Below are 20,452 nucleotides of genomic sequence, written 5' to 3' on the forward strand. Positions count from 1 at the left end.
GATGTTGAATAGATGGCGAATTATAAATTTTCCTTGAAGCGCGCCAGCATTTTTTCCGGAATGGCCTGAGGCCGGAAGCTCGCCGCGTTGACGCAGACGATGGTGATGCGGCCGCGCGCCAATAATGTTTGTTGTGTTCCCTGCAGCGTTCCCTGCGATGTTTTCTCGATGCGCCACGCTTCCTGAACGAAAGCCAGCGACGCGTTGCGGAACTGTTCGACCACGACGGTCAATTTCAGTTCATCGTCGAGTCGCGCAGGCGAAAAGTAATCCACCGCGGTGCTCTTGACCACGAAGATCAGACCCGAGGATTCTGCCAGTGCTTGCTGGGAATAACCAAGCGCACGCAGCCATTCGGTGCGCGCGCGTTCGAAGAACTTGAGATAGTTGGCGTAAAACACGACGCCGCCGGTGTCGGTGTCTTCGTAGTAGACCCGAACCGGCCAGGAGAAAGCGTCGCTGCCATTGTTGCTGCCGCCGACGCTGTTGCTGCTGATATTGTTTTTATTGTTTAAATCGGACATCTGGATGTTTATTGGATTTATTGGGCGCGTTTGATATTCAGCGGTCCAAAACCTTGGCAAGTTGGCATCAGTTCGATGTAGTTGATGTTGACGTGCGGCGGCAGGGTAGCAACCCAGAAGGCCGCTTCGGCGATGTCTTCGGCGGTCAGTGGCGTCGTGCCTTCATAGACCTTGGCAGCTGCGCCGTCATTGCCCTTGAAGCGCACGTTGGAGAACTCGGTACCGCCACACAGGCCGGGTGCCAGATTGGTGGCGCGTACACCGGTGCCGACCAGATCCGCACGCAGATTCAGGGTGAACTGATCCACGAATGCCTTGGTGGCGCCATAAACATTGCCGCCCGGATACGGATAAGCACCTGCAATCGAACCCAGATTGATGATGGTGCCGGTGCCGCGCTTGACCATGTTCGGCAGGATGTGATGCGTGACGGTGACCAGACCCTTGACGTTGGTGTCGATCATGGTTTCCCAGTCTTCCAGCGCGACCTGATGTGCAGGCTCCAGACCTAGTGCGAGGCCGGCGTTGTTGATCAGTACGTCGATGTCTTGCCACCCTTGCGGCAGACTGGCCAGCGCGGATTTGATGGAAGCCTTGTCGGTGACGTCCAGCACCAGAGGCAGTACTTTGTCGCCAAATTCGCCGGCGAGGGCGTCGAGACGGTCTTTGCGGCGACCGGTAGCGATGACCTTGTGACCGTTTTGTACGAACTTGCGCGCCATTTCTGCGCCGAAACCAGCTGTTGCACCTGTAATCAAGACGATCATTGTGTGTTCTCCGTGTTGGTGTCTGAGCAATGCAGTATTTGAATTCATATTGCATCTACAACCCGAAATTGTAGCCCAAAGCGCGCCGCGGCGAGAGGCGGCGTGCGATGCAACATTTTCACGCAGGGCGGCAGACGCAAATCTTGCTGAATTTTAAGCCTTCACTTACAATGAGCAGACCATTTCGTCTCACGTAACTGGCGAAAAACCGGAACCCTGTTCCGGCACAAGATGGGTATCCATCGGGAAGCGTGAGATTTCATTAGCCGTGCGCCTGGGCAGCCCTGAATGGAGAACGTACGACTGAGGCTGCCTGCAATTCCCTTTTATTTTTGGCCCTCATTCGATTTGGAAGTCAGTCAAGTCGGCTTCGCCCATTGTGTTTTTGCTTTGGGCGCGTCGAACTGATATGCCTTCAGGCGCATCCTCATCCATTGGAGAAATCATGTTTGCAAAGAATCACACCATCGCGAATATCGACCCGGAATTGTGGTCGGTCATCCAGAAAGAAAACGTCCGTCAGCAAGATCACATCGAGCTGATCGCTTCCGAGAACTATACTTCGCCGGCAGTCATGGAAGCCCAGGGCACCCAACTGACCAACAAGTACGCTGAAGGTTATCCAGGCAAGCGTTACTACGGCGGTTGCGAATTCGTCGACATGGCCGAGCAACTGGCCATCGATCGCCTGAAGCAGTTGTTTGGCGCTGAAGCCGCCAACGTGCAGCCGAACTCCGGTTCGCAAGCGAACCAAGGTGTGTTCTTCGCCATGTTGAAACCAGGCGACACCATCATGGGCATGTCGCTGGCAGAAGGCGGCCATCTGACGCACGGCATGGCGCTGAACATGTCCGGCAAGTGGTTCAACGTCGTTTCCTACGGCCTGAACGACAAGGAAGAAATCGACTACGAAGCCATGGAAGCACTGGCGCGTGAAAAGAAGCCAAAGCTGATCATCGCTGGTGCATCCGCCTACGCACTGCGTATCGACTTCGAACGTTTCGCCAAGATCGCCAAGGAAGTCGGCGCTTATTTCATGGTCGACATGGCGCACTACGCCGGCCTGATCGCTGCAGGCGTGTATCCGAATCCTGTGCCGTTTGCCGACTTCGTCACATCGACAACGCACAAGTCGCTGCGCGGTCCGCGCGGTGGCGTGATCTTGATGAAGGCCGAGCACGAAAAGGCCATCAACTCCGCGATCTTCCCTGGCATCCAGGGCGGTCCGCTGATGCACGTCATCGCCGGTAAGGCAGTGGCATTCAAGGAAGCGCTGTCGCCGGAATTCAAGGCGTATCAACAGCAAGTCGTGAAGAACGCCGACGTATTGGCCAAGACGCTGATCAAGCGTGGTCTGCGCATCGTGTCCGGTCGTACCGAGTCCCACGTGATGCTGGTGGATCTGCGTCCGAAGAATCTGACCGGCAAGGAAGCCGAAGCGATTCTGGGTTCGGCCCACATGACCTGCAACAAGAACGGCATTCCTAACGATCCTGAGAAGCCATTTGTGACTTCCGGTATCCGTCTGGGCAGCCCGGCGATGACTACACGCGGTTTCAAGGAAGCGGAAGCGGAAAAGGTTGCTAACCTGATCGCCGATGTGCTGGACAATCCGCATGACGCCGCAACCATCGAGCGCGTGAAGGCTGAAGTCAAGAAGTTGACTGATGCATTCCCGGTCTATGCTGCTTAATCAGGCGCAAGCCCGGTCAGTCGCAATTCAGTAAAGTTGTTGTTTCATCCTGCGGCCTTCATCTTTGTCGATATGACAGGGGTGAAGGCCGCAGGCGCAGTAAGATGGTCTCCGGTATTAACCCAGCAGTCAGCTTCTACTCGCCTCTATGAAATGTCCCTTCTGCAATCATGACGACACGCCCGTGTTGGATACGCGACTCTCGGAAGAGGGCGACGCGATTCGTCGTCGTCGTCGTTGCGCCAATTGCGACAAGCGGTTCACCACCTACGAGCGCATTGAGCTGACGATGCCCGTCATCGTCAAGAAGAACGGCAGCCGAAGCGAGTTCGATCCTTCCAAACTGCGCGCCAGTCTGATGCTGGCCTTGCGCAAACGTCCGGTGTCGGCCGAAGCGGTCGATGCGGCGATTCAGAGCATTCAGGAAAAATTGTTGTCCAGCGGCGCCCGTGAAGTCGTGTCGGGGCAGGTCGGCGAATTGGTCATGCGTGAATTGAAGCGCCTCGACAAGATCGCCTACATTCGCTTTGCCTCGGTCTACAAGAGCTTTGAAGACGTCACGGAATTCCAGGATGCGATTGCCGAAGTGGGGCACGAGCGTAAAGCTGCAGCCAAGAAGCGCAGCGACTGATCGCAGTCGCTCGTTGTTACGCTAGTCACTGACAGTTATCTATAGGCATATCCGCACAGTTGTTCATGCGCGTCTTCGCAATCTCCCCGCAAACTACATCGCTGTATTGCGCAAGCAATATGAACGCCTCGCGAGGTCTCTGACTGAGATCGACGCTCAGGTATCAATGCCGGCGCAGCACTGAATTTCACAAAGCGTTTTTGCATAAAAAAAGCGACCGTATTTCTACAGTCGCTTTCTTCTGAAACTAGTCCCGCCTGTGCCGCTATGCTGGCATCCTGAACCAAGCGGTTCAAGTTGGCTGCAGTTAGTTTAATTTCGGGTTCATCGGACTAGCGACGCTCACGCCCACCAAACAAAATCCCACAGCCTGTGCACATAAATGGTTCAAGGAATATAAGCATTCGCGAACACGGCAGGAGACTTAAGTCTACTCTATTCGCCATTCTTGTCAAAGTGTTTGCGTAAAAATATCGGGTATTTGCGCAGACAGATGTGACTAAAAATTATTCACGCACAAGCATTGACATCGGCGAATAGGAAGCGCTCATGTGCGAAGCGAAACGGGAGTTTCCTGCAGATCAAGAGTTGAAAAAGGCAGGCAAGAAAATGCACTAAAAAATATGCTTAGAACAAATTTTCTTGTGGTGTCAGCGCTTCATCCAAAACAGTATGCATGGCGGCGATGCTTTGCTTCCATTCTGCAACCGTCATGCCGGCAAAAGGGCCGTCTCCGGGTTGTGTCGACAGCAATTCTGCGGCGATACCGAGTGCAGCCATGACGGCGATACGATCGTTGCCTTTGATCTTGCCGGAGTCGCGAATGACGCACATCTTTTCATCGAGATAAGCGACGGCTTGTTGCAGCGTTGCTTCTTCACCTTCTTTGCATGCGAGCGTGTAAGAGTGGCCCATGATTGTCACGTTGAGTTGAATCATGCTGTCTCCTCTTCATTGATGGCTGGCGTTGTCGGTGTCGCCGCGATTGCGACCGGCAATTTTTCCAGCAGTGCTTCGATACGCTGATGGGCTTCTTCCATGCGTCGCGATAAGTCCACCTTCTCGGTGGTCAGCGCGGTGACGTTAAGACGCAGATCGGCGTTTTCGCGGCGCAATGACTGAGTCAGAGCGGCAAGTTGCGCAACTTTCTCGGAGAGTTGGTGAAATTCGGAGCTCATGGCCTAAGGTGTAGTGCAAAAGATGAGCGCCATTATATTCTCTTGGCGGCGTCGGGCGCGACAAATAGCGCAACGGTTGCAGACGGTTACAGAATCTATCCCGTTTTTACCGCTAAGAGCAGGGATTCTGTTGGGCAGAGTGCGCGAGGCGGCGGGTTTGTTGTCATAGCGTCAACCGTCGCTATTGTTCCCTGTCCGGTCTGCAATTTCGTTCCACAGATGCATTGCCACATAAGCACGCCATGGTCTCCAAGCGTCAGCCCGAGCACGTTGGTGAGCAAGTTTGAGCAAGGCCGGATCGCGACTCGTTATCGCTTGCATCAGCACCAGATCCGATGCCGGCCATGCATCGGCATCGCGCCACGCACGCATGGCGACGTACTCGACTGTCCATGGACCGATACCAGGTAAAGCCAACAAGGTCTTGCGCCGATCGGCAAGATCGACCTCGGGCGCGTCGACGGGCACATCGCCGATCTCCACTGCATGCGCAAAACCTTGTAGTGCGGCGACGCGTTTTCCGGGCATGCCGATGGCAGTGAGGTCTACCACCGCCAAAGCACCCGGCGTGGGAAAGCGCCACGAGGTCGCTGCATGCGCATGATGTTCGATACGCTCGCCGGCACGTTCCACCAATCGTCCTACGATGGTGGTTGCTGCTTTCACGCTGACCTGCTGGCCGACGATGGTGCGCACGATCAGTTCAAATGCAGACCAGGCACCGGGCACGCGCAGGCCGGGAGCCTCCTTCAGCAACGGTGCCAACCAAGGATCTGCGGCGAGATGGCGGCGAATCGGTTGCGGATCTGCATCCAGCCCGAACATGCGGCTTAGCGGCGCAACCAGCGCGTCCGCGTGGCGGCTGACCTTGCCCTCCAACAGGGCGATCAGAGCGTTGTCTTGTGGATGCCGTGAGACCGCTAGCGTGCCCGCGTCGCCATGCCATTCGATGGCGCGCAGATAGACACTGTTTTCTACTGCCTCCACACCAGCCGTTGAGCGCCCGCTAAAAAAACGTAACAGCCGCTCCCAATCAAATGGCGGCTTGAAAGGCAATTCTCGTATAGCGCTTTGCTTTTCTGAAGGCATGTCCGAATCCGGCATGGTGGATGTTGAGTGATCTGCATCGTGATGGATTCAGCAGATCAGTAAAGGAATGGCAGCAATTTGCAACGGCTTGTAACGGACGTAAATGTTACCCGGTATTTGTAAAGATTTCGGCGGGAAAGCCTGCTTCATTTCGATTTTGCCGCCCGTGCGTCGATGCGATCCTTCGGCTTCCCCCATCTCAGACACGCACACGAGATCATGAGCCAGATTCAACGCCTCTTCGCATCGGCCATTGCGCCGCTTTCGCCGGACGATACCCGTCATCGCATTGTTTTCAGCGCGTCAGATTGGAAGCGACGATTGCTGCTGGCGACTCTGTTGGCCAGCGGTGTCGTCACTTCCGCGTTCGGTGCCAGTTTCAATTGCAGCAAAGCAGGATCCGCAACGGAGAAGATCATTTGCGGCGATGCCGAGTTATCCCGCCTCGACGATCAATTGGGAAAGACATACAAGCACGCCAAGGCGAAAGCCGCGGACCGTCGTGAATTTGCCGCGCGTTCAGACGGCTTCTGGCGCTGGCGAGAGAAGAACTGCCAGACGCGCGAGTGTCTGCTCGACTGGTATCGGCAGCGTCAGATTGCGCTGGATGCCGAGTTGGCGGGGATATCTGTCGCATCGACAGTATTGCAATCCTTGCCTGTGCCTGCATCCGGTGCGGTTACAACTATCCCGGCGCAAGCGGTGACGCCGGAGCAAATGCAAGCGGCAATGGCGCAAGTGCAGAAACTGATTGCAGAGCCAGCCCGTGGCAATCATCTGTTCCTTGTCTCTGCTGCGTCTCAGTCTGCCCCTGCGGTACCGTTAAAGCCGCACTACCTTAGCGGGGCCGATGGCGAATATGTCTACGAAGATTTAAACGAAGCCACGGCTCTCGATGCCCGCCCACAGGTCATGGTCCGCTATCGCGGCAAGGTGCATGGCGAGTACACGCTGGAAGTACAGAAGAAAGCGGGGAGGGTGCGTTATACCTGCGATAGCGATTGTGCTTATATCAAGCAGCTGATGTTGCCAGGGTATGGTTTGCATGATCTTGATATGGTGAAGAATGATCATGCATCGCTGGCGTCGATCATGATGCGGGATGCGATGAATGGGTTGTTGGTGGAGAGTGAGTGAGCAGGGGGCGGACTGGCATCGATTTCGTTGGTGATGTGATTGATGCGCAGAGGAATCTCCCACAGTTTGGCTTGCAAGCCAAATTGGCTCGTCCGGCGCGAAGCAGTGCTTCGTGCAACTCAGGACTCTCCTCGCGTCCGTGCAGGTCGCGGATTCGGTTTTCTCAGACCTACATCAATGAAACAGCCATCTGAGGATGTTTTTTATTGGCGATGACATTGGATTGAGAAGGAATCTCCCACAGTTTGGCTTGCAAGCCAAACTGGCTCGTCCGGCACGAAGCAGTGCTTCGTGCAACCCCGGACTCGCCCCGCATCCGAGCCGGACGCGGATTCGGTTCTCTCAGGCGCAACACCAATAAAAAAGGCCACCCTAGGGTGACCTTTTGTATTGGTGGTGGAGCCGGCGGGAATCGAACCCGCGTCCGCAAGCACTCTACAGACAGTTCTACATACTTAGCGCTGCCATTTGATTTAACCCGAACGACGCGGACGCGCACGCTTCGTTAAGGCGAGTCACCTTAGATTTAGCCTTGAACCAAGTGACCCGATTCAAAGCGATTCCTTGTAAATGACTCTACTGCTGTTTGACCAGCCTACCCCAAGGAAGAAGTAGTGTAGAGCAAGCGGGTATTAAGCCGCTTGTGCGTACGAGTTATCGTTTGCAGTTATATCTTGTCTGATTGTATTTACGAGGTAGTCAGGCCTCGGTATGCCCTGCGCTGCTTTGCAACCCACGTCGAAACCAAGTCGGCCCCATGCAGATCTGCATTATATCTCAGTATGGGGGCGGCTCGCCGGGTTATCAAGAGTCCGCCCCTACTCAACTGCTTCAATGCTCGTCTTACTGTTGCAAAGTCAGTTCGACGCGGCTGGTCTTGCCCTTGTCCTTGATGCCGTCGGCGTTGAGCTTCGGGGCAATCAGGAAGATCCGGTCGGCTGAGATGATGCTTTGATCTTGCAGGTAGTTGCGAATCAGATCGGCGCGGCGTTGCGCGAGATTGCGCAAGTCGTCCTCGGTAATCGTGGTGTTGTCGACGATCAACTTCTGCATTTCTTCCGGTGGCAACGATTTGGTGAGGCCGACGACGTTGCGCGGTTTCTTGAACTTTTCGTCCTTATAAACCTTTTCCATGTACTTGGTGCGCTCCGCTTCATTGATCTGCAGATCTTTGCCGGAGGGCTGGCCTTCTTTTTCAATGATGTCCTTGCGCTTGAACGCACGCATCTTGCGGTTGAGAAGTTCCTGGCGCAGACCCATATCGTCGACGGCTGGATCAGCGCGGCCCATGACATCGATCTTCAGTGCCGGACGTTGATGCAACGCGTAGCCGAGGGTGTCGAGTTTCTTGCGGATGTCGTCGGTCAGTTCTGATGAGCCAGGTTCGAACTCGATGTAGCTCAGTTCGCCTGCGTCGCTGTCACCGCCGAACATCGAGCTGATCAATGCGAATGGCGATGTGACAGCCTTGACGATCAGGTTGACGAACACGCGCATGATGATGCCGCCGATCGAGAACTGCGGATCGGACAGCGAGCCGGAAATCGGCAGGTTGAGATTGATTGTGCCGTTGCGATCTTTGAGCAGCGATACGGCAAGCATGACCGGAAGTTTGGTGACGTTGGGGCCGTCAACGTGGTCGCCGAAGGTCAGTTGCTCGATGCGTACGTCGTTTTGCGCGACCAGCTTGTCATTTTCAATTTTGTATTGCACATCCATCGACAGCTTGCCCTTGGTGATCGGGTAGCCGGCGTACTTGGCTGAATAAGGCGTGAGGCGCGGCAGCTGTACGCCGTTGGCGCTGGCTTTGACATCGAGGAACATCGGCTTGAACAAGGGGTTGAGCGAGCCGGAGATCTGCAACGGCGCATCGTTGTCGATCTTGCCGCGCAGGTCGATGGTGGCTGGCTCCGGCTTGTCGGAGGCGATGCTGCCGATGGTGCCGCCCATGCCGGTCATGTTGGCGGTGTAATTGGGCTTGACGAAGTTGTCGGTAAAGTTGATGTTGCCGCCCTGCAGAACCGTCTGGCCGATGCGTACAACCGGTGCGTTCGGGTCCGGTGCTGCGGGTGTGACCGGGGCTGTTGAGGTGGTGGTTTTTGCGACAGTGGTGGACGGCTTGCCATCGCTGCTCGCTGGTGTCGTGACGGAGCTCGGCGGCTGGTCTTTGGAGACGATGATTTCTTGTAGGTTTAGCTTACCCTGATCGGACAAGATGGCGCGTGCATAGAAATCGGAAAGGGCAATTTTTTCCAGAGAGACGATCGGCTTGCCACCGATCTTGGCGTTGATGCCTTGCAGGTTTAATGTTCTCCAGCGCAGGAAATCGCTGGAAGTCAGCTTGTCGAGTACGCGGAAGTTATTCAGGCTTGCCGAGCCGTTATATTGCAGCGCCAGAGTTTGCTTGTTAAGCGGTGGCGTTACCGCGAGCTTGCCTTTGGTGCTTAGCGTGCCGCTGGTGAGGGTGACATTCAGATAGTCAGTGAAGTAAGTCTGGAACGGTGCGATCGGCAGGTTTTGTGCATCCAGCACCAGATCGATTGTCTTCAACTGTGGTGCCGCCTGCCCGGTGACGTTGAGTTTGCCGTTCTTGTTGAGTTTGCTTTGCAGTGAGATCTTCATGGTCTGATCCAGCAAGCTGGAGAGATTGTCGATCTTCAGGTTGATGCCATCGGCGCGCAGTTTTTGCGTCGGCGTGGTGGCGCTATCTTCGTAGGCGATGGCGCTGTCGGTGATAGCGAGGCTGCGCAGCTTCGCTTGCCAGGCGGTGCTGGTCGCGGCGGTGGCAGGCGTGGTCTTTGTGACGGACTGAGTTTTGGTGGGCGTGTCGGCGGTGTTCGTCGTCTTGCTGGCCGTAGTGGCTCCTGTGGAGGTGGCGAGCAAATCTTGCAGATTCAATACACCTTTTGCGTCGCGTCGCAGGTCGCCGTTCAGGCCGGTAATGCGGAATGCATCCGCTTCTGCTTTGCGCGCCTGGAGATCGATTGATGCGTTGTCCAGTGCGATGGCTTTGGCGCCGATGACGGCGGCGGCAGATTTGGCTTTGGAAGCCAGCTTCAGGTCACTCACCTCAATACCGAGTTTGCCCAGTTTGACCATGCCGCCCGCAATTTGCACATCGGTCTGGCCGGAAACTTTACCGCTGAGCGCGCCATTGAGGGAGCGGTTCAGGTAATTCTGATAGCCGCTCAACTCTACGGCTTTCAGCGTTGCGTTACCGTTGACGTTGCCTTTGAGGGGCGCAACTTCGCCGTTGAAGCCTATTTCACCATGGCCGTTTTCAGTCAGCGACAAGACGATCTTGGCAGGTTTGGCATCAGCGACGGTGGAGATTTCTCCGGCGTCGACGTTGATTTTTTCCAGTTGGACAGTCTGGCGCGGCGAGGCGTTGGCGTCGTCCGTCCATTTGACGCTACCGTTTCGCACGATCAATTTACGAACGGTGATGGCTGGTGCGGTTGCTGCGGGTTTGGTGTCTGTCGTCGCAGGTGCTGGTGCAACAGGGGCCGCAGGTGTCGTTGGTGCAGCTGATGCTGCTGCGGCTGCAACTGGCTTGGCGCTGCCAGAGGTTGCCGCTTTCTTTGTCGTGGCAGGCTTGGCGTTGTCTTTGCCGATGCGCGTCCAGTTGATTTCACCCTTGCTGTTCATCTCTGCCCATATTTCGGGCTTGTCGATGGTGACCTGACCAATGACACCGCTGAGTTTGACCAGATCGAGCTTGTTGATTTTTGCCGCGATAGAACCAGCTTTTAGCAATTGCGCCGCATTTTTTTCCTGCACTGAGATATCCGCCAGCGTCACGTCGCCGTCGAGTGCGATTTGCGGTTTGTCCTTGTCGCGGCTGAAGGTCAGGTCAAGCTGAGTAGTGAGTTTGGCGCTCTCAAGTTTAATCGGCAGCGTAACCGGAACGAAGGGCATATAGCTCGCCAGGTCCAGCTTGTCGATGTCGACGGCCAGCGTGGTGTCGAGCGAGCTGGCGAATGGTTTGCTGCGGCCTTTCAGCGAAAACGGCGTACCGTTGACGGTCATCGACAGGACAGGTTGGACGAAGGTGTCCACATTGCGCGGTAAGTTCGATACGAAGGGGACGCCGATGTTGAGTGTGCGGATGTCGATGGTCTTGCCAGTGACCTTGTCGTCGAACAGGATGGCGCCGTTCTGCAGTTGCAGGTTAGCCAGCGAGAAGAAGGTTTCTCCTTCGCTTTTTGGCATGGCGAGAACGCGGTCGATGATGTCGGAGAAGTTATAGCGGCCGATGCCTTCATCGCTCAGACGGACGATATGGACCTTGGGATCGACCAGTTTGACTTCGTCGAGGATGGCAGCCAGCCGTGGCAGGGAAGTCGCGGAGGCATTGACCACCAGTTCTTTGGCGCTGAACGCGGCGGTTTTCTGATCAGGTTCATAGAGCGTGACATCCTGCACGCGCAGGGCAAGGATGAAGGGATTGAAGCTGACTTCGCCGATGTCGAGCTTGCGTCCGATTTTTGCCTGAGTCTGTTCGGCGGCAATTTTCTTGACCAGCGATGGCAGTGCCAGCCAGCTGATTAATGCGAGCAGCAGCAGAACGGTGATGGTGTATGCGGACCAGCGCAGTGTGCGCAGTTGCCAGGCAGGACGGGGATGATTCGCCATGATCGTTTCCTCGTGAAGAAGTGCGCTTGCGGCAGGCAAGCGCCTTCAATATATTTTGATGTGGCCGGAAGTCGGATGGAAGCGATCTTCCGGCTGCGCTGCAATTGCAATAAATGCGACGAATAAGACTACGACGATTATGACTTGATCAGGTCAAGCAAGTGCAACGGGTCATGTAACAGTGCATCGGCTTCCCAGGATGCCGGTTCGGCGTGGCCGCAATAGCCCCAGGCTGCTGCCACGGTTTGCATGCCGGCAGCACGCCCGGCCTGAATGTCGCGCAGGTCGTCGCCGACGTACCAGCAATCTTCTGCAGGCAGTTGCAGGCGGCTCGCGGCTTCCAGCAGCGGTGCGGGGTGTGGCTTGGTATGCGGCGTGGTGTCGCCGGAGACGATGCACCCGGCGTGACCCAGACCGATTTGCGGCACCAGCGGATCGGTGAAGCGGGAGGCCTTGTTCGTGACAATACCCCAGGCCAGACCTTGTGCTTCCAGCTGCTTCAGCAGATCGGTGATACCGTCGAACAGTTTGCTTTTGACGACCAGATTTGCTTCGTAACGGTTCAGAAAGCTGACGCGCAATTCTTCATACGCTGCGTCGTCGGGCTTGATACCAAAGGCGGCGCCGATCAGACCGCGGGCGCCTGCCGATGCGACGGGGCGCAGCAATTCGTAGGGTGTTGGTTCCAGGCCGCGATCCGCGCGCAATGCATTGACGGCTTCCGCGAGGTCCGGGGCGGTATCGGCGAGTGTGCCGTCGAGGTCGAACAGGATTGCGCGTGGCTTCTTCAGAGACATTGTGGATGTGTGATGTTGTTTTGGGGGCGAGGCCCGGTTGATCCGAACCTCGTATCTGCCAGTGGCTGGAGCAGTCTGAGCGACTACAGCGGCTTGCGACAAGCCACCATGTAGTTGACGCTGGTGTCCTGATTGATCGAATACAGTTTGGTCAGAGGATTGTAGGAAAGTCCTTTGATGCCGTCGAGTTCCAGATCTGCTTCGCGGATGAAGCGCGCCAGTTCGGCCGGCGTGATGAACTTGGCGTAATCGTGCGTGCCCTTTGGCAGCATGCGCAGTAAATACTCGGCACCCAGAATGGCGAATAAATACGCCTTCGGATTACGGTTCAACGTGGAAAAAAACACATGGCCGCCCGGCTTGGCGAGGGCGGCGCAGGCGCGCACGATGGAGGCCGGATCGGGAACGTGTTCCAGCATTTCCATACAAGTCACGACATCGAATTGTCCGGTTTCGCGTGCGGCGAGATCTTCGGCGGCAATTTTTTCGTAGCGAACTTGCACACCGGATTCCATGCCGTGCAGGTCGGCAACTTTCAGCGCTTTTTCGGAGAGGTCGATGCCAGTAACTTTGGCACCTTTGCGCGCCATGGATTCGGCAAGGATGCCGCCACCGCAGCCGATATCGACCACATTCTTGCCGGATAGCGCCGCTCGGGCATTGATCCATTCAAGGCGAAGAGGGTTGATTTCGTGCAAGGGACGAAATTCGGATGTGGGATCCCACCAACGATGGGCGAGATCGCTAAATTTTTGCAGTTCTAGAGGATCGGCATTCATAGGACGAATGATAGCCGAAGCAATCGCTCGCTGTCCGACACAAAACAAATTTCCATAAAAAAACCCCGCCGAAGCGGGGTTTTTTTCGATTGAAAATCGCGTGCTGGTAATTACTTGTTACGTGTACCAACAACTTCGATTTCAACGCGGCGGTTCTTGGCGCGGCCAGCAGCAGTTTTGTTGTCTGCGACTGGTTGCGATTTGCCCTTACCTTCAGTGTAGACGCGGTTAGCTTCAACACCCTTGGAAACCAAGTATGCCTTAACCGATTCAGCGCGGCGAACCGACAGTTTTTGGTTGTAAGCAACCGAACCGACGGAGTCAGTGTGACCAACAGCGATGATGACTTCCAGGTTCAGACCCTTCAGATTGGCAACCAGTTCGTCCAGTTTGGACTTACCAGCTGGCTTCAGGACTGCCTTGTCGAAGTCAAAGAATGCGTCAGCAGCGTATGTAACTTTTTCCGATGTTGGTGCAGCAGCAGGAGCAGCGGCTGGAGCAGCAGCAGGAGCAGCGGCAGCAGCAACTGGAGCAGGTGCTTCTTCGCAAGGGCCGTTAACAAATGCAGTTTGCCAGCACAGACCGTAGCCGCTGCGGGTTACAACGTCACGACCATCTTGCAAGTACAGGCTGTTTGGACGGACCTTGATGTCCTTGATTTCCTGTGCAGTCGCAGACAGAGCGATGGCTGCGGACGCAGCAGCGAAGACGAGTTTTGCTAATTTGTTCATGTTTCTCCTCTCGGGTGAGATATCCGCAGATAAACTGCGCTACAAAATTACGACATCAAAAAAACGAATAATATCATGTGTTCAGGTCGTCACATGTCCCTTTGCAGGGGCATGCAATGAACTTAGCCGCCATTCTGCCACAGGCTGGTGCAATCGGCGAACGTTGCCAAATAGTCCAATCAACGTTTTTAACACTCTGTTGTTTTTTGGTAACAAGACCTTTACCTCTAAGAACACGCTATATGAGTTACCAAAAAAGCCAATTTTTACCTAAAAAACCTTATTTTTCATGCCCTTGCACAGAAATAACCACACGCCGGTCAGGTGATAGGCAGCTTGTTAATTTCTTGTATGCAAGTTTCTCGGGGCAGTGACTGATCGGTTCATTGTTGCCTGCGCCGACGATTTCTATCGGAGTGGAAATATTTTTGCTCTTCAGAAAGTCCGCAACCGCTTCTGCTCGTTTGAGTGAGATTTCCTGAATATGTTTCTGCGAGCCAAGTCGATCGGCGTGACCGGTTACTGTGATGTTGTCAATCTGACCGCAGGTCTTCAGTCTTTCTACGACTTCCTTATTGAGAATGCGGTTAGCTGCGTTATTTAAACGCGTCATGCCAAAGCCGAAGGTCTGATCGCCGGAGAGGGCGACGGTAAAATTGCAGTTATCCGGATTGTTGGGCGAGGTGCGCTGCTCCGTATTAATGAGGGCGGCGGGATTGCTGACCAACGCCGGTGCAATCGGGTTGGCGATTGGTGGCGTCAAATCCCCGTCGCAGCCAGTGACAGAGTTGGAAGGTGTCCAGTAGCCCGTACGCCAGCACAGTCCATATTGGCTGCGTGCAATATTGCCTTGATTGTCCTGATTGTAGGCGGTCGATGCGGGAGTGGCAGCGATGTTGGTGGGGCTTTGTGCGCTGGCTGCCGAGGCGAAAGCGGGTAGCAGTAATCCGGCGATAAATTGATAAGACATATTAGTTAGTATGTTGAGACGGAGGCGGGCGAATTATTTCGAGAATGCATCAAAAGGACGATTGTTCGCCAATTTGCTTTGAGGAAAAAATCCCTGCTCGCATCAAATTGCAATTTTTCTAGAGAAGGCTCGCATTTTAATCATAATCGTCGCCTTGCCTCCAATTGTTTATGCCGGGCGCTGCATATTGCCGCAGAGCTAAAACCGGTGGCACTAAGGCTCGGCGTGCTAGAATGCTTGGTTTAAAGTCGCTACCCGCTATGGATGTTTTAGCCATGCTGTTGCGGGTCTGATTTAACAACCAAGATCAATACCTATCGACTTGCCAATGGATCAATTCGCCAAAGAAACCATCCCCATTTCCCTTGAAGAAGAGATGCGCAAGAGCTACCTCGACTACGCGATGAGCGTGATCGTTGGCCGTGCTCTGCCGGACGTGCGTGACGGCCTGAAGCCGGTGCATCGCCGCGTGCTGTTTGCCATGCACGAGATGAACAATGTCTGGAACCGCCCGTTTGTGAAGTGTGCGCGTGTGGTCGGTGAAGTCATGGGTAAGTATCACCCGCACGGCGACGCTTCGATTTACGACACGCTGGTGCGTATGGCGCAGGACTTTTCGCTGCGCTACATGTTGGTCGACGGCCAGGGCAACTTCGGCTCGATCGACGGCGACGGCGCTGCGGCGATGCGTTACACCGAGTGCCGCCTCGACAAGATTGCCAACGAGCTGCTGGCCGATATCGAAAAAGAAACTGTCGATTTCGATCCCAACTACGACGGCAAGGAAAAAGAACCTTCGGTTCTGCCGACTCGCATCCCCAACCTGCTGATTAACGGTTCGTCCGGTATCGCGGTTGGTATGGCGACGAACATTCCGCCGCACAACATCACCGAAGTCATCAATGGCGCGCTGCACGTGTTGTCGAACGCCAATTGCACAATCGATGAGCTGATTGAGCTGATTCCCGCGCCGGATTTTCCGACGGGCGGCATCATCTACGGCGTCTCCGGTGTACGCGATGGTTATCGTACAGGCCGTGGTCGCGTGGTCATGCGCGCGAAGACGCATTTCGAAGAGTTTGGCCGCGAAGGCCGTACTGCGATCATCGTCGACGAGCTGCCGTATCAGGTCAACAAGAAGGCGTTGCTGGAACGTATCGCTGAATTGGTTCGCGACAAGAAGCTGGACGGTATTTCCGATCTGCGCGACGAGTCCGACAAGTCCGGTATGCGCGTCGTTATTGAGCTCAAGCGCGGTGAAGTGCCTGAAGTCGTGCTGAACAATCTGTATAAGCAGACACAGCTGCAAGACACCTTCGGCATGAACATGGTGGCGTTGGTGGATCGTCAGCCGAAGCTGCTGAACCTGAAGCAGATGCTGGAATGCTTCCTGTCCCACCGTCGTGAAGTCGTTACGCGCCGTACCATTTTTGAACTGCGTAAAGCGCGCGAGCGTGGTCACGTCCTGGAAGGCCTGGCGGTTGCGCTGGCCAACATCGATGACTTCATCGCGATCATCCGTGCGGCGCCGACGCCGCCGGTCGCGAAGACGGAACTGATGGCGCGCGCCTGGGATTCCTCCGTTGTGCGCGAAATGTTGTCCCGTACCGGTGCTGAAAATACCGGCGGTATCAATGCCTTCCGTCCGGAAAATCTGCCGACGCATTACGGTATCCAAAACGACGGCCTGTACAAGCTGTCCGACGATCAGGCGCAGGAAATTTTGCAAATGCGTCTGCAACGTCTGACCGGTCTGGAGCAAGACAAGATCGTCAACGAGTACAAGGACGTCATGGAGCAGATCGCCGACTTGCTGGATATTCTGTCCAAGCCGGCTCGCGTTACTGCGATCATCACCGACGAACTGAACGCCGCCAAGAACGACTTCGGCATCGGCGCCAAGGACGAGCGTCGTTCGACCATCGAACTCAACGCCACCGACCTCGGCACGGAAGACCTGATCACGCCGCAAGATCTGGTCGTGACCTTGTCGCACACCGGTTACATGAAGTCGCAACCAGTCTCCGAATACCGCGCGCAAAAACGTGGTGGCCGCGGCAAACAAGCCATGGCGACCAAGGACGACGACTGGATCGACCAACTGTTCATCGCCAATACGCACGATTACATCCTGTGCTTCTCCAACCGTGGCCGCATGTATTGGTTGAAGGTATGGGAAGTGCCGCAAGGCTCGCGCAATTCGCGCGGCAAGCCGATCGTCAACATGTTCCCGCTGCAAGACGGGGAAAAGATCACAGTCATTCTGCCGGTCTCCGGCGAGAACCGTACTTTCCCAGAAGACCGTTATGTCTTCATGTCGACCAGCCTCGGCACTGTCAAGAAGACGCCGTTGTCCGACTTCAGCAATCCACGCAAGGCCGGCATCATTGCAGTCGACCTCGACGAGGGTGACTTCCTGATCGGCGCAGCGCTGACTGACGGTCAACATGACGTCATGCTGTTCTCCGACTCCGGAAAAGCGGTTCGCTTTGATGAAAACGACGTGCGTCCGATGGGCCGTACGGCACGTGGCGTGCGCGGCATGAACCTGGAAGAAGGTCAGCAGGTTATTGCGTTGCTGGTTGCTGAGAACGAACAGCAATCGGTCCTGACGGCAACTGAAAACGGCTTCGGCAAACGTACGCCGATTACCGAATATACCCGTCATGGCCGCGGCACCAAGGGCATGATCGCGATCCAGACCAGCGAACGCAACGGCAAGGTTGTTGCTGCAACATTGGTTGAAGCCAGCGATGAAATCATGCTGATCACCACTGGTGGCGTGTTGATCCGTACCCGCGTCGCAGAAATTCGCGAAATGGGGCGTGCAACACAAGGCGTGACGCTGATTGCAGTGGAAGACGGCACCAAGCTGAGCGGTCTGCAGCGTGTTGTTGAGTCTGATGCTGAAGAAGACAAGCTCGAAGACGATGCCGAAGGCGCAGTTGACTCCGAAGGCGGTGCTGCAGCCGCCGGCGAAGGCGACGCACCTGCAGAATAATCAGGGTTGAACAGAAAATGACCGGCTGATGGCCGGTCATTTTCATCCTGTTGTGTTTGTTCGATTTATTCGGTTTGTTCTGCTTGTTTCATCCTTCGTCTGTTCCTGTTTTTTCTGGTCCTGTTCTTGTATCGTTGCTTCGTCTCTTCCTTATTTTTACCCTAGATCATGGTCTACAATTTTTCCGCTGGTCCAGCCGTATTGCCGAAAGAAGTATTGCAGCAAGCCGCTGACGAAATGCTGGACTGGCACGGTAGTGGCATGTCCGTGATGGAAATGAGTCATCGCGGCAAGGAATACATGTCGATCATCGAAGCAGCATTGCGCGATATGCGCGAGCTGTTTGCTGTTCCTTCCAATTACAAAATCCTGTTTTTGCAAGGCGGCGCCATCGCCGAGAACGCCATCATCCCAATGAATCTGGCGGCTCTGCGTGGCAAGCCTGGTGTTGCCGATTACGTCAACACCGGTTCGTGGTCGGCCAAATCGATCAAGGAAGCGCGCCGTTATTGCGAAGTCAACGTCGCCGCAACGTCCGAAGCGGAGAAGTTCGCCAGCATTCCTGCGCGCGCGTCGTGGAAGCTGTCCCGCAACGCTGCCTACGTTCACCTGTGTACCAACGAAACCATTGACGGCGTTGAGTATCAATTCACGCCGGACGTCGCTGCCGATACCGACAATGCACCGATCGTCGCTGACATGTCTTCGCACATTCTGTCGCGCGCGGTAGATGTCTCCAAATACGGTGTCATCTACGGTGGTGCGCAAAAGAATATCGGCCCGGCCGGCCTGACCATCGTTATCGTGCGCGAAGACTTGCTGGGTCATGCCTTGCCGATCTGTCCTTCCGCGTTCGACTGGAAGATCGTCGCCGACAATGATTCCATGTACAACACGCCGCCGACCTACGCGATTTATATCGCCGGACTGGTGTTCCAATGGCTCAAGCGCCAAGGCGGCGTGGCTGAGATGGAGCGTCGCAACATCGCCAAGGCGGACTTGTTGTACAACTATCTCGACAGCACCGAATTTTATAAAACCCGCATTGCCAAGGAATGCCGGTCGCGCATGAACGCGCCGTTTTTCTTGCATGACGAGGCATTGAACGAGACATTCCTGACTGGCGCGAAAGAGCGCGGTCTGCTGCAGCTGAAAGGCCACAAGTCGGTCGGCGGCATGCGCGCATCGATCTACAACGCGATGCCGATTGAAGGTGTTGAGGCGCTGGTCGGGTATCTGCGCGACTTCGAGCAAACTCACGGCTGAGAGCGACCGGCAAAGCACCGCTGGCGGCGTTGGGCCTCCTTGCCGTGCTAGCGCACTGTCTGCGTCGGCGCGCCTTGCCACCGGCGCTTTGTCAGCCGCTCTCCAAGAGCCGAACGGGAAGCTGCTTCCTGCAAACGGCCGGAACAAGACTGAATCAGAAAGAACTATGATGAGTGACGATAAACTCTTGCCCCTGCGTCAGAAGATCGACGCCATCGATGCGCAAATTCTTGATTTGCTGAATCAGCGCGCTCGCGTCGCACAAGAAGTCGGCCATGTGAAGGCCGAGACCAATGCGCCGGTGTTTCGCCCTGAGCGTGAAGCGCAGGTGTTGCGCAAGGCTGCCGAGCGCAATCCCGGTCCGCTGCTGGGTACAGACATTCAAACCATTTTTCGCGAAGTCATGTCGGCCTGCCGTGCGCTGGAAAAACGTGTCGTGGTCGCTTATCTCGGTCCGGAAGGCACCTTCAGCGAACAAGCCGTGTATCAGCAATTCGGTCATGCGGTGGAAGGTTTGCCTTGCGTTTCGATCGATGAAGTGTTTCGCGATGCTGAAGCCGGTACGGCCGATTTCGGCGTGGTGCCGATCGAGAATTCTTCCGAAGGCGTGATCAACCGTACGCTGGATCTGTTGCTACAAACCACGCTGCGTATCAGTGGTGAGATTTCCATTCCGGTACATCACAGCCTGATGACCAAAGATGGTGGCATGCAAGGCATCACGCGCATCTGCGCACACTCGCAGGCGCTGGCGCAATGCAATGCATGGCTGAATCAGAACTATCCGTCCATTGAACGTCAGGCAGTAGCATCGAATGCCGAAGCGGCGCGTATGGCTGGCGAAGATCTCACCGTGGCCGCCATTGCCGGCGAGATCGCCGGGCAGAAGTACAGTCTGCAAACCGTCAACGCGCATATTCAGGACGATCCGCACAACCGCACGCGTTTTGCCGTGATTGGCCGCCTGCAAACTGCGCCGTCGGGACGTGATCAGACCTCCATCGTGCTGTCGGTGCCGAACAAGGCCGGCGCCGTCTACAACTTGCTGGCGCCGCTGGCCAAGCACGGCGTGTCGATGACGCGCTTCGAGTCGCGTCCGGCGCGCATGGGGGCGTGGGAATACTATTTCTACGTCGACCTCGAAGGTCACGAGCAAGACGAAAAAGTCGCCAAGGCACTGGCCGAATTAAAAGAGAACGCTGCTTTCTTCAAGCTGCTGGGCTCTTATCCTTTTACCGTTTAAGTCATCCGAAG

The 20,452-nt window shown here is 55.5% G+C and carries 16 protein-coding genes, 2 other RNA genes and 1 riboswitch; of the genes, 6 read left to right on the forward strand and 12 right to left on the reverse strand.

The features are described 5' to 3' along the window. Positions 1-20 precede the first annotated feature (20 nt). Together ybgC and PQR63_RS05850 are read right to left on the reverse strand one after the other, a co-directional pair. Complete coding sequence (ybgC, locus tag PQR63_RS05845; protein WP_408166434.1) at positions 21-524, reverse strand: tol-pal system-associated acyl-CoA thioesterase; 504 nt, start codon at positions 522-524, stop codon at positions 21-23. 17 nt (positions 525-541) lie between these two features. Then, positions 542-1,291 carry an SDR family oxidoreductase gene (locus PQR63_RS05850; RefSeq protein WP_408166436.1) on the reverse strand — a complete coding sequence of 250 codons (750 nt, stop codon included), beginning with the start codon at positions 1,289-1,291 and terminating at the stop codon, positions 542-544. A 183-nt stretch (positions 1,292-1,474) separates the two neighbouring features. Beyond that, positions 1,475-1,578, forward strand: a riboswitch (ZMP/ZTP riboswitch). 158 nt (positions 1,579-1,736) lie between these two features. Here PQR63_RS05850 and glyA point away from each other — a divergent pair. Both glyA and nrdR read left to right on the forward strand, forming a co-directional pair. Then, the gene (gene glyA, locus PQR63_RS05855) at positions 1,737-2,984 is read left to right on the forward strand and encodes a serine hydroxymethyltransferase (protein ID WP_094564961.1); all 1,248 of its coding nucleotides are present in this window, start codon (positions 1,737-1,739) and stop codon (positions 2,982-2,984) included. A 148-nt stretch (positions 2,985-3,132) separates the two neighbouring features. After that, complete coding sequence (nrdR, locus tag PQR63_RS05860; protein ID WP_094564960.1) at positions 3,133-3,615, forward strand: transcriptional regulator NrdR; 483 nt, start codon at positions 3,133-3,135, stop codon at positions 3,613-3,615. Between the two features lie 246 nt (positions 3,616-3,861). On the opposite strand, the gene ssrS is transcribed toward nrdR, so the two are convergent. From ssrS to PQR63_RS05880, 4 genes are all read right to left on the reverse strand, one after another. After that, a non-coding RNA gene (gene ssrS, locus PQR63_RS05865) (6S RNA) lies at positions 3,862-4,040 on the reverse strand. Between the two features lie 202 nt (positions 4,041-4,242). After that, on the reverse strand, positions 4,243-4,554 hold the full coding sequence (locus PQR63_RS05870; RefSeq protein WP_094564959.1) for a cell division protein ZapA: 312 nt from the start codon (positions 4,552-4,554) through the stop codon (positions 4,243-4,245). Then, on the reverse strand, positions 4,551-4,793 hold the full coding sequence (locus PQR63_RS05875; RefSeq protein ID WP_408166439.1) for a DUF904 domain-containing protein: 243 nt from the start codon (positions 4,791-4,793) through the stop codon (positions 4,551-4,553). The genes PQR63_RS05870 and PQR63_RS05875 overlap by 4 nt, the downstream gene beginning before the upstream one ends. Before the next feature lie 171 nt (positions 4,794-4,964). Then, positions 4,965-5,882 carry a DNA-3-methyladenine glycosylase family protein gene (locus PQR63_RS05880; protein WP_408166440.1) on the reverse strand — a complete coding sequence of 306 codons (918 nt, stop codon included), beginning with the start codon at positions 5,880-5,882 and terminating at the stop codon, positions 4,965-4,967. A 219-nt stretch (positions 5,883-6,101) separates the two neighbouring features. Here PQR63_RS05880 and PQR63_RS05885 point away from each other — a divergent pair, with 219 nt between their 5' ends. Then, positions 6,102-7,019, forward strand: coding sequence for a lysozyme inhibitor LprI family protein (locus PQR63_RS05885; RefSeq protein WP_408166442.1), 918 nt, complete (start codon positions 6,102-6,104; stop codon positions 7,017-7,019). A gap of 394 nt (positions 7,020-7,413) precedes the next feature. Here the strand turns inward: PQR63_RS05885 and ssrA are convergent. The 6 genes from ssrA to PQR63_RS05915 all read right to left on the reverse strand — a co-directional run bounded on the left by ssrA (position 7,414) and on the right by PQR63_RS05915 (position 14,931). Then, positions 7,414-7,776: a transfer-messenger RNA gene (gene ssrA / locus PQR63_RS05890) on the reverse strand. 86 nt (positions 7,777-7,862) lie between these two features. Then, positions 7,863-11,654, reverse strand: coding sequence for a DUF748 domain-containing protein (locus tag PQR63_RS05895; protein ID WP_408166444.1), 3,792 nt, complete (start codon positions 11,652-11,654; stop codon positions 7,863-7,865). Positions 11,655-11,791: 137 nt separating this feature from the next. Further along, on the reverse strand, positions 11,792-12,451 hold the full coding sequence (locus tag PQR63_RS05900; protein ID WP_408166446.1) for an HAD family hydrolase: 660 nt from the start codon (positions 12,449-12,451) through the stop codon (positions 11,792-11,794). Positions 12,452-12,534: 83 nt separating this feature from the next. Beyond that, on the reverse strand, positions 12,535-13,230 hold the full coding sequence (gene ubiG, locus PQR63_RS05905) for a bifunctional 2-polyprenyl-6-hydroxyphenol methylase/3-demethylubiquinol 3-O-methyltransferase UbiG (RefSeq protein WP_408166448.1): 696 nt from the start codon (positions 13,228-13,230) through the stop codon (positions 12,535-12,537). A 110-nt stretch (positions 13,231-13,340) separates the two neighbouring features. Next, complete coding sequence (gene ompA, locus PQR63_RS05910; RefSeq protein ID WP_408166450.1) at positions 13,341-13,961, reverse strand: outer membrane protein OmpA; 621 nt, start codon at positions 13,959-13,961, stop codon at positions 13,341-13,343. Positions 13,962-14,241: 280 nt separating this feature from the next. Further along, the gene (locus PQR63_RS05915) at positions 14,242-14,931 is read right to left on the reverse strand and encodes an OmpA family protein (RefSeq protein ID WP_408166452.1); all 690 of its coding nucleotides are present in this window, start codon (positions 14,929-14,931) and stop codon (positions 14,242-14,244) included. Positions 14,932-15,259: 328 nt separating this feature from the next. Here PQR63_RS05915 and gyrA point away from each other — a divergent pair, with 328 nt between their 5' ends. The 3 genes from gyrA (at position 15,260) to pheA (ending at position 20,441) form a co-directional block, all read left to right on the forward strand. Beyond that, positions 15,260-17,932: a DNA gyrase subunit A gene (gyrA, locus tag PQR63_RS05920; RefSeq protein WP_408166454.1), complete on the forward strand. Its 2,673-nt coding sequence runs from the start codon at positions 15,260-15,262 to the stop codon at positions 17,930-17,932. 168 nt (positions 17,933-18,100) lie between these two features. After that, positions 18,101-19,198 (forward strand): 3-phosphoserine/phosphohydroxythreonine transaminase, encoded by a 1,098-nt coding sequence (gene serC, locus PQR63_RS05925; RefSeq protein ID WP_408166455.1) that lies wholly within the window; start codon positions 18,101-18,103, stop codon positions 19,196-19,198. A 169-nt stretch (positions 19,199-19,367) separates the two neighbouring features. Then, positions 19,368-20,441, forward strand: coding sequence for a prephenate dehydratase (gene pheA / locus PQR63_RS05930; protein ID WP_408166456.1), 1,074 nt, complete (start codon positions 19,368-19,370; stop codon positions 20,439-20,441). Positions 20,442-20,452: the final 11 nt, after the last annotated feature.

This window comes from Herbaspirillum rhizosphaerae (assembly GCF_046025915.1).
Lineage (GTDB): Bacteria > Pseudomonadota > Gammaproteobacteria > Burkholderiales > Burkholderiaceae_D > Herbaspirillum > Herbaspirillum rhizosphaerae_A.

Bases quoted from the DNA above. Each gene is read 5' to 3' on its own strand.
- ybgC (WP_408166434.1), bottom strand. From the start codon at position 524: ATGTCCGATTTAAACAATAAAAACAATATCAGCAGCAACAGCGTCGGC.
- PQR63_RS05850 (WP_408166436.1), bottom strand. From the start codon at position 1,291: ATGATCGTCTTGATTACAGGTGCAACAGCTGGTTTCGGCGCAGAAATG.
- glyA (WP_094564961.1), top strand. From the start codon at position 1,737: ATGTTTGCAAAGAATCACACCATCGCGAATATCGACCCGGAATTGTGG.
- nrdR (WP_094564960.1), top strand. From the start codon at position 3,133: ATGAAATGTCCCTTCTGCAATCATGACGACACGCCCGTGTTGGATACG.
- PQR63_RS05870 (WP_094564959.1), bottom strand. From the start codon at position 4,554: ATGATTCAACTCAACGTGACAATCATGGGCCACTCTTACACGCTCGCA.
- PQR63_RS05875 (WP_408166439.1), bottom strand. From the start codon at position 4,793: ATGAGCTCCGAATTTCACCAACTCTCCGAGAAAGTTGCGCAACTTGCC.
- PQR63_RS05880 (WP_408166440.1), bottom strand. From the start codon at position 5,882: ATGCCTTCAGAAAAGCAAAGCGCTATACGAGAATTGCCTTTCAAGCCG.
- PQR63_RS05885 (WP_408166442.1), top strand. From the start codon at position 6,102: ATGAGCCAGATTCAACGCCTCTTCGCATCGGCCATTGCGCCGCTTTCG.
- PQR63_RS05895 (WP_408166444.1), bottom strand. From the start codon at position 11,654: ATGGCGAATCATCCCCGTCCTGCCTGGCAACTGCGCACACTGCGCTGG.
- PQR63_RS05900 (WP_408166446.1), bottom strand. From the start codon at position 12,451: ATGTCTCTGAAGAAGCCACGCGCAATCCTGTTCGACCTCGACGGCACA.
- ubiG (WP_408166448.1), bottom strand. From the start codon at position 13,230: ATGAATGCCGATCCTCTAGAACTGCAAAAATTTAGCGATCTCGCCCAT.
- ompA (WP_408166450.1), bottom strand. From the start codon at position 13,961: ATGAACAAATTAGCAAAACTCGTCTTCGCTGCTGCGTCCGCAGCCATC.
- PQR63_RS05915 (WP_408166452.1), bottom strand. From the start codon at position 14,931: ATGTCTTATCAATTTATCGCCGGATTACTGCTACCCGCTTTCGCCTCG.
- gyrA (WP_408166454.1), top strand. From the start codon at position 15,260: ATGGATCAATTCGCCAAAGAAACCATCCCCATTTCCCTTGAAGAAGAG.
- serC (WP_408166455.1), top strand. From the start codon at position 18,101: ATGGTCTACAATTTTTCCGCTGGTCCAGCCGTATTGCCGAAAGAAGTA.
- pheA (WP_408166456.1), top strand. From the start codon at position 19,368: ATGAGTGACGATAAACTCTTGCCCCTGCGTCAGAAGATCGACGCCATC.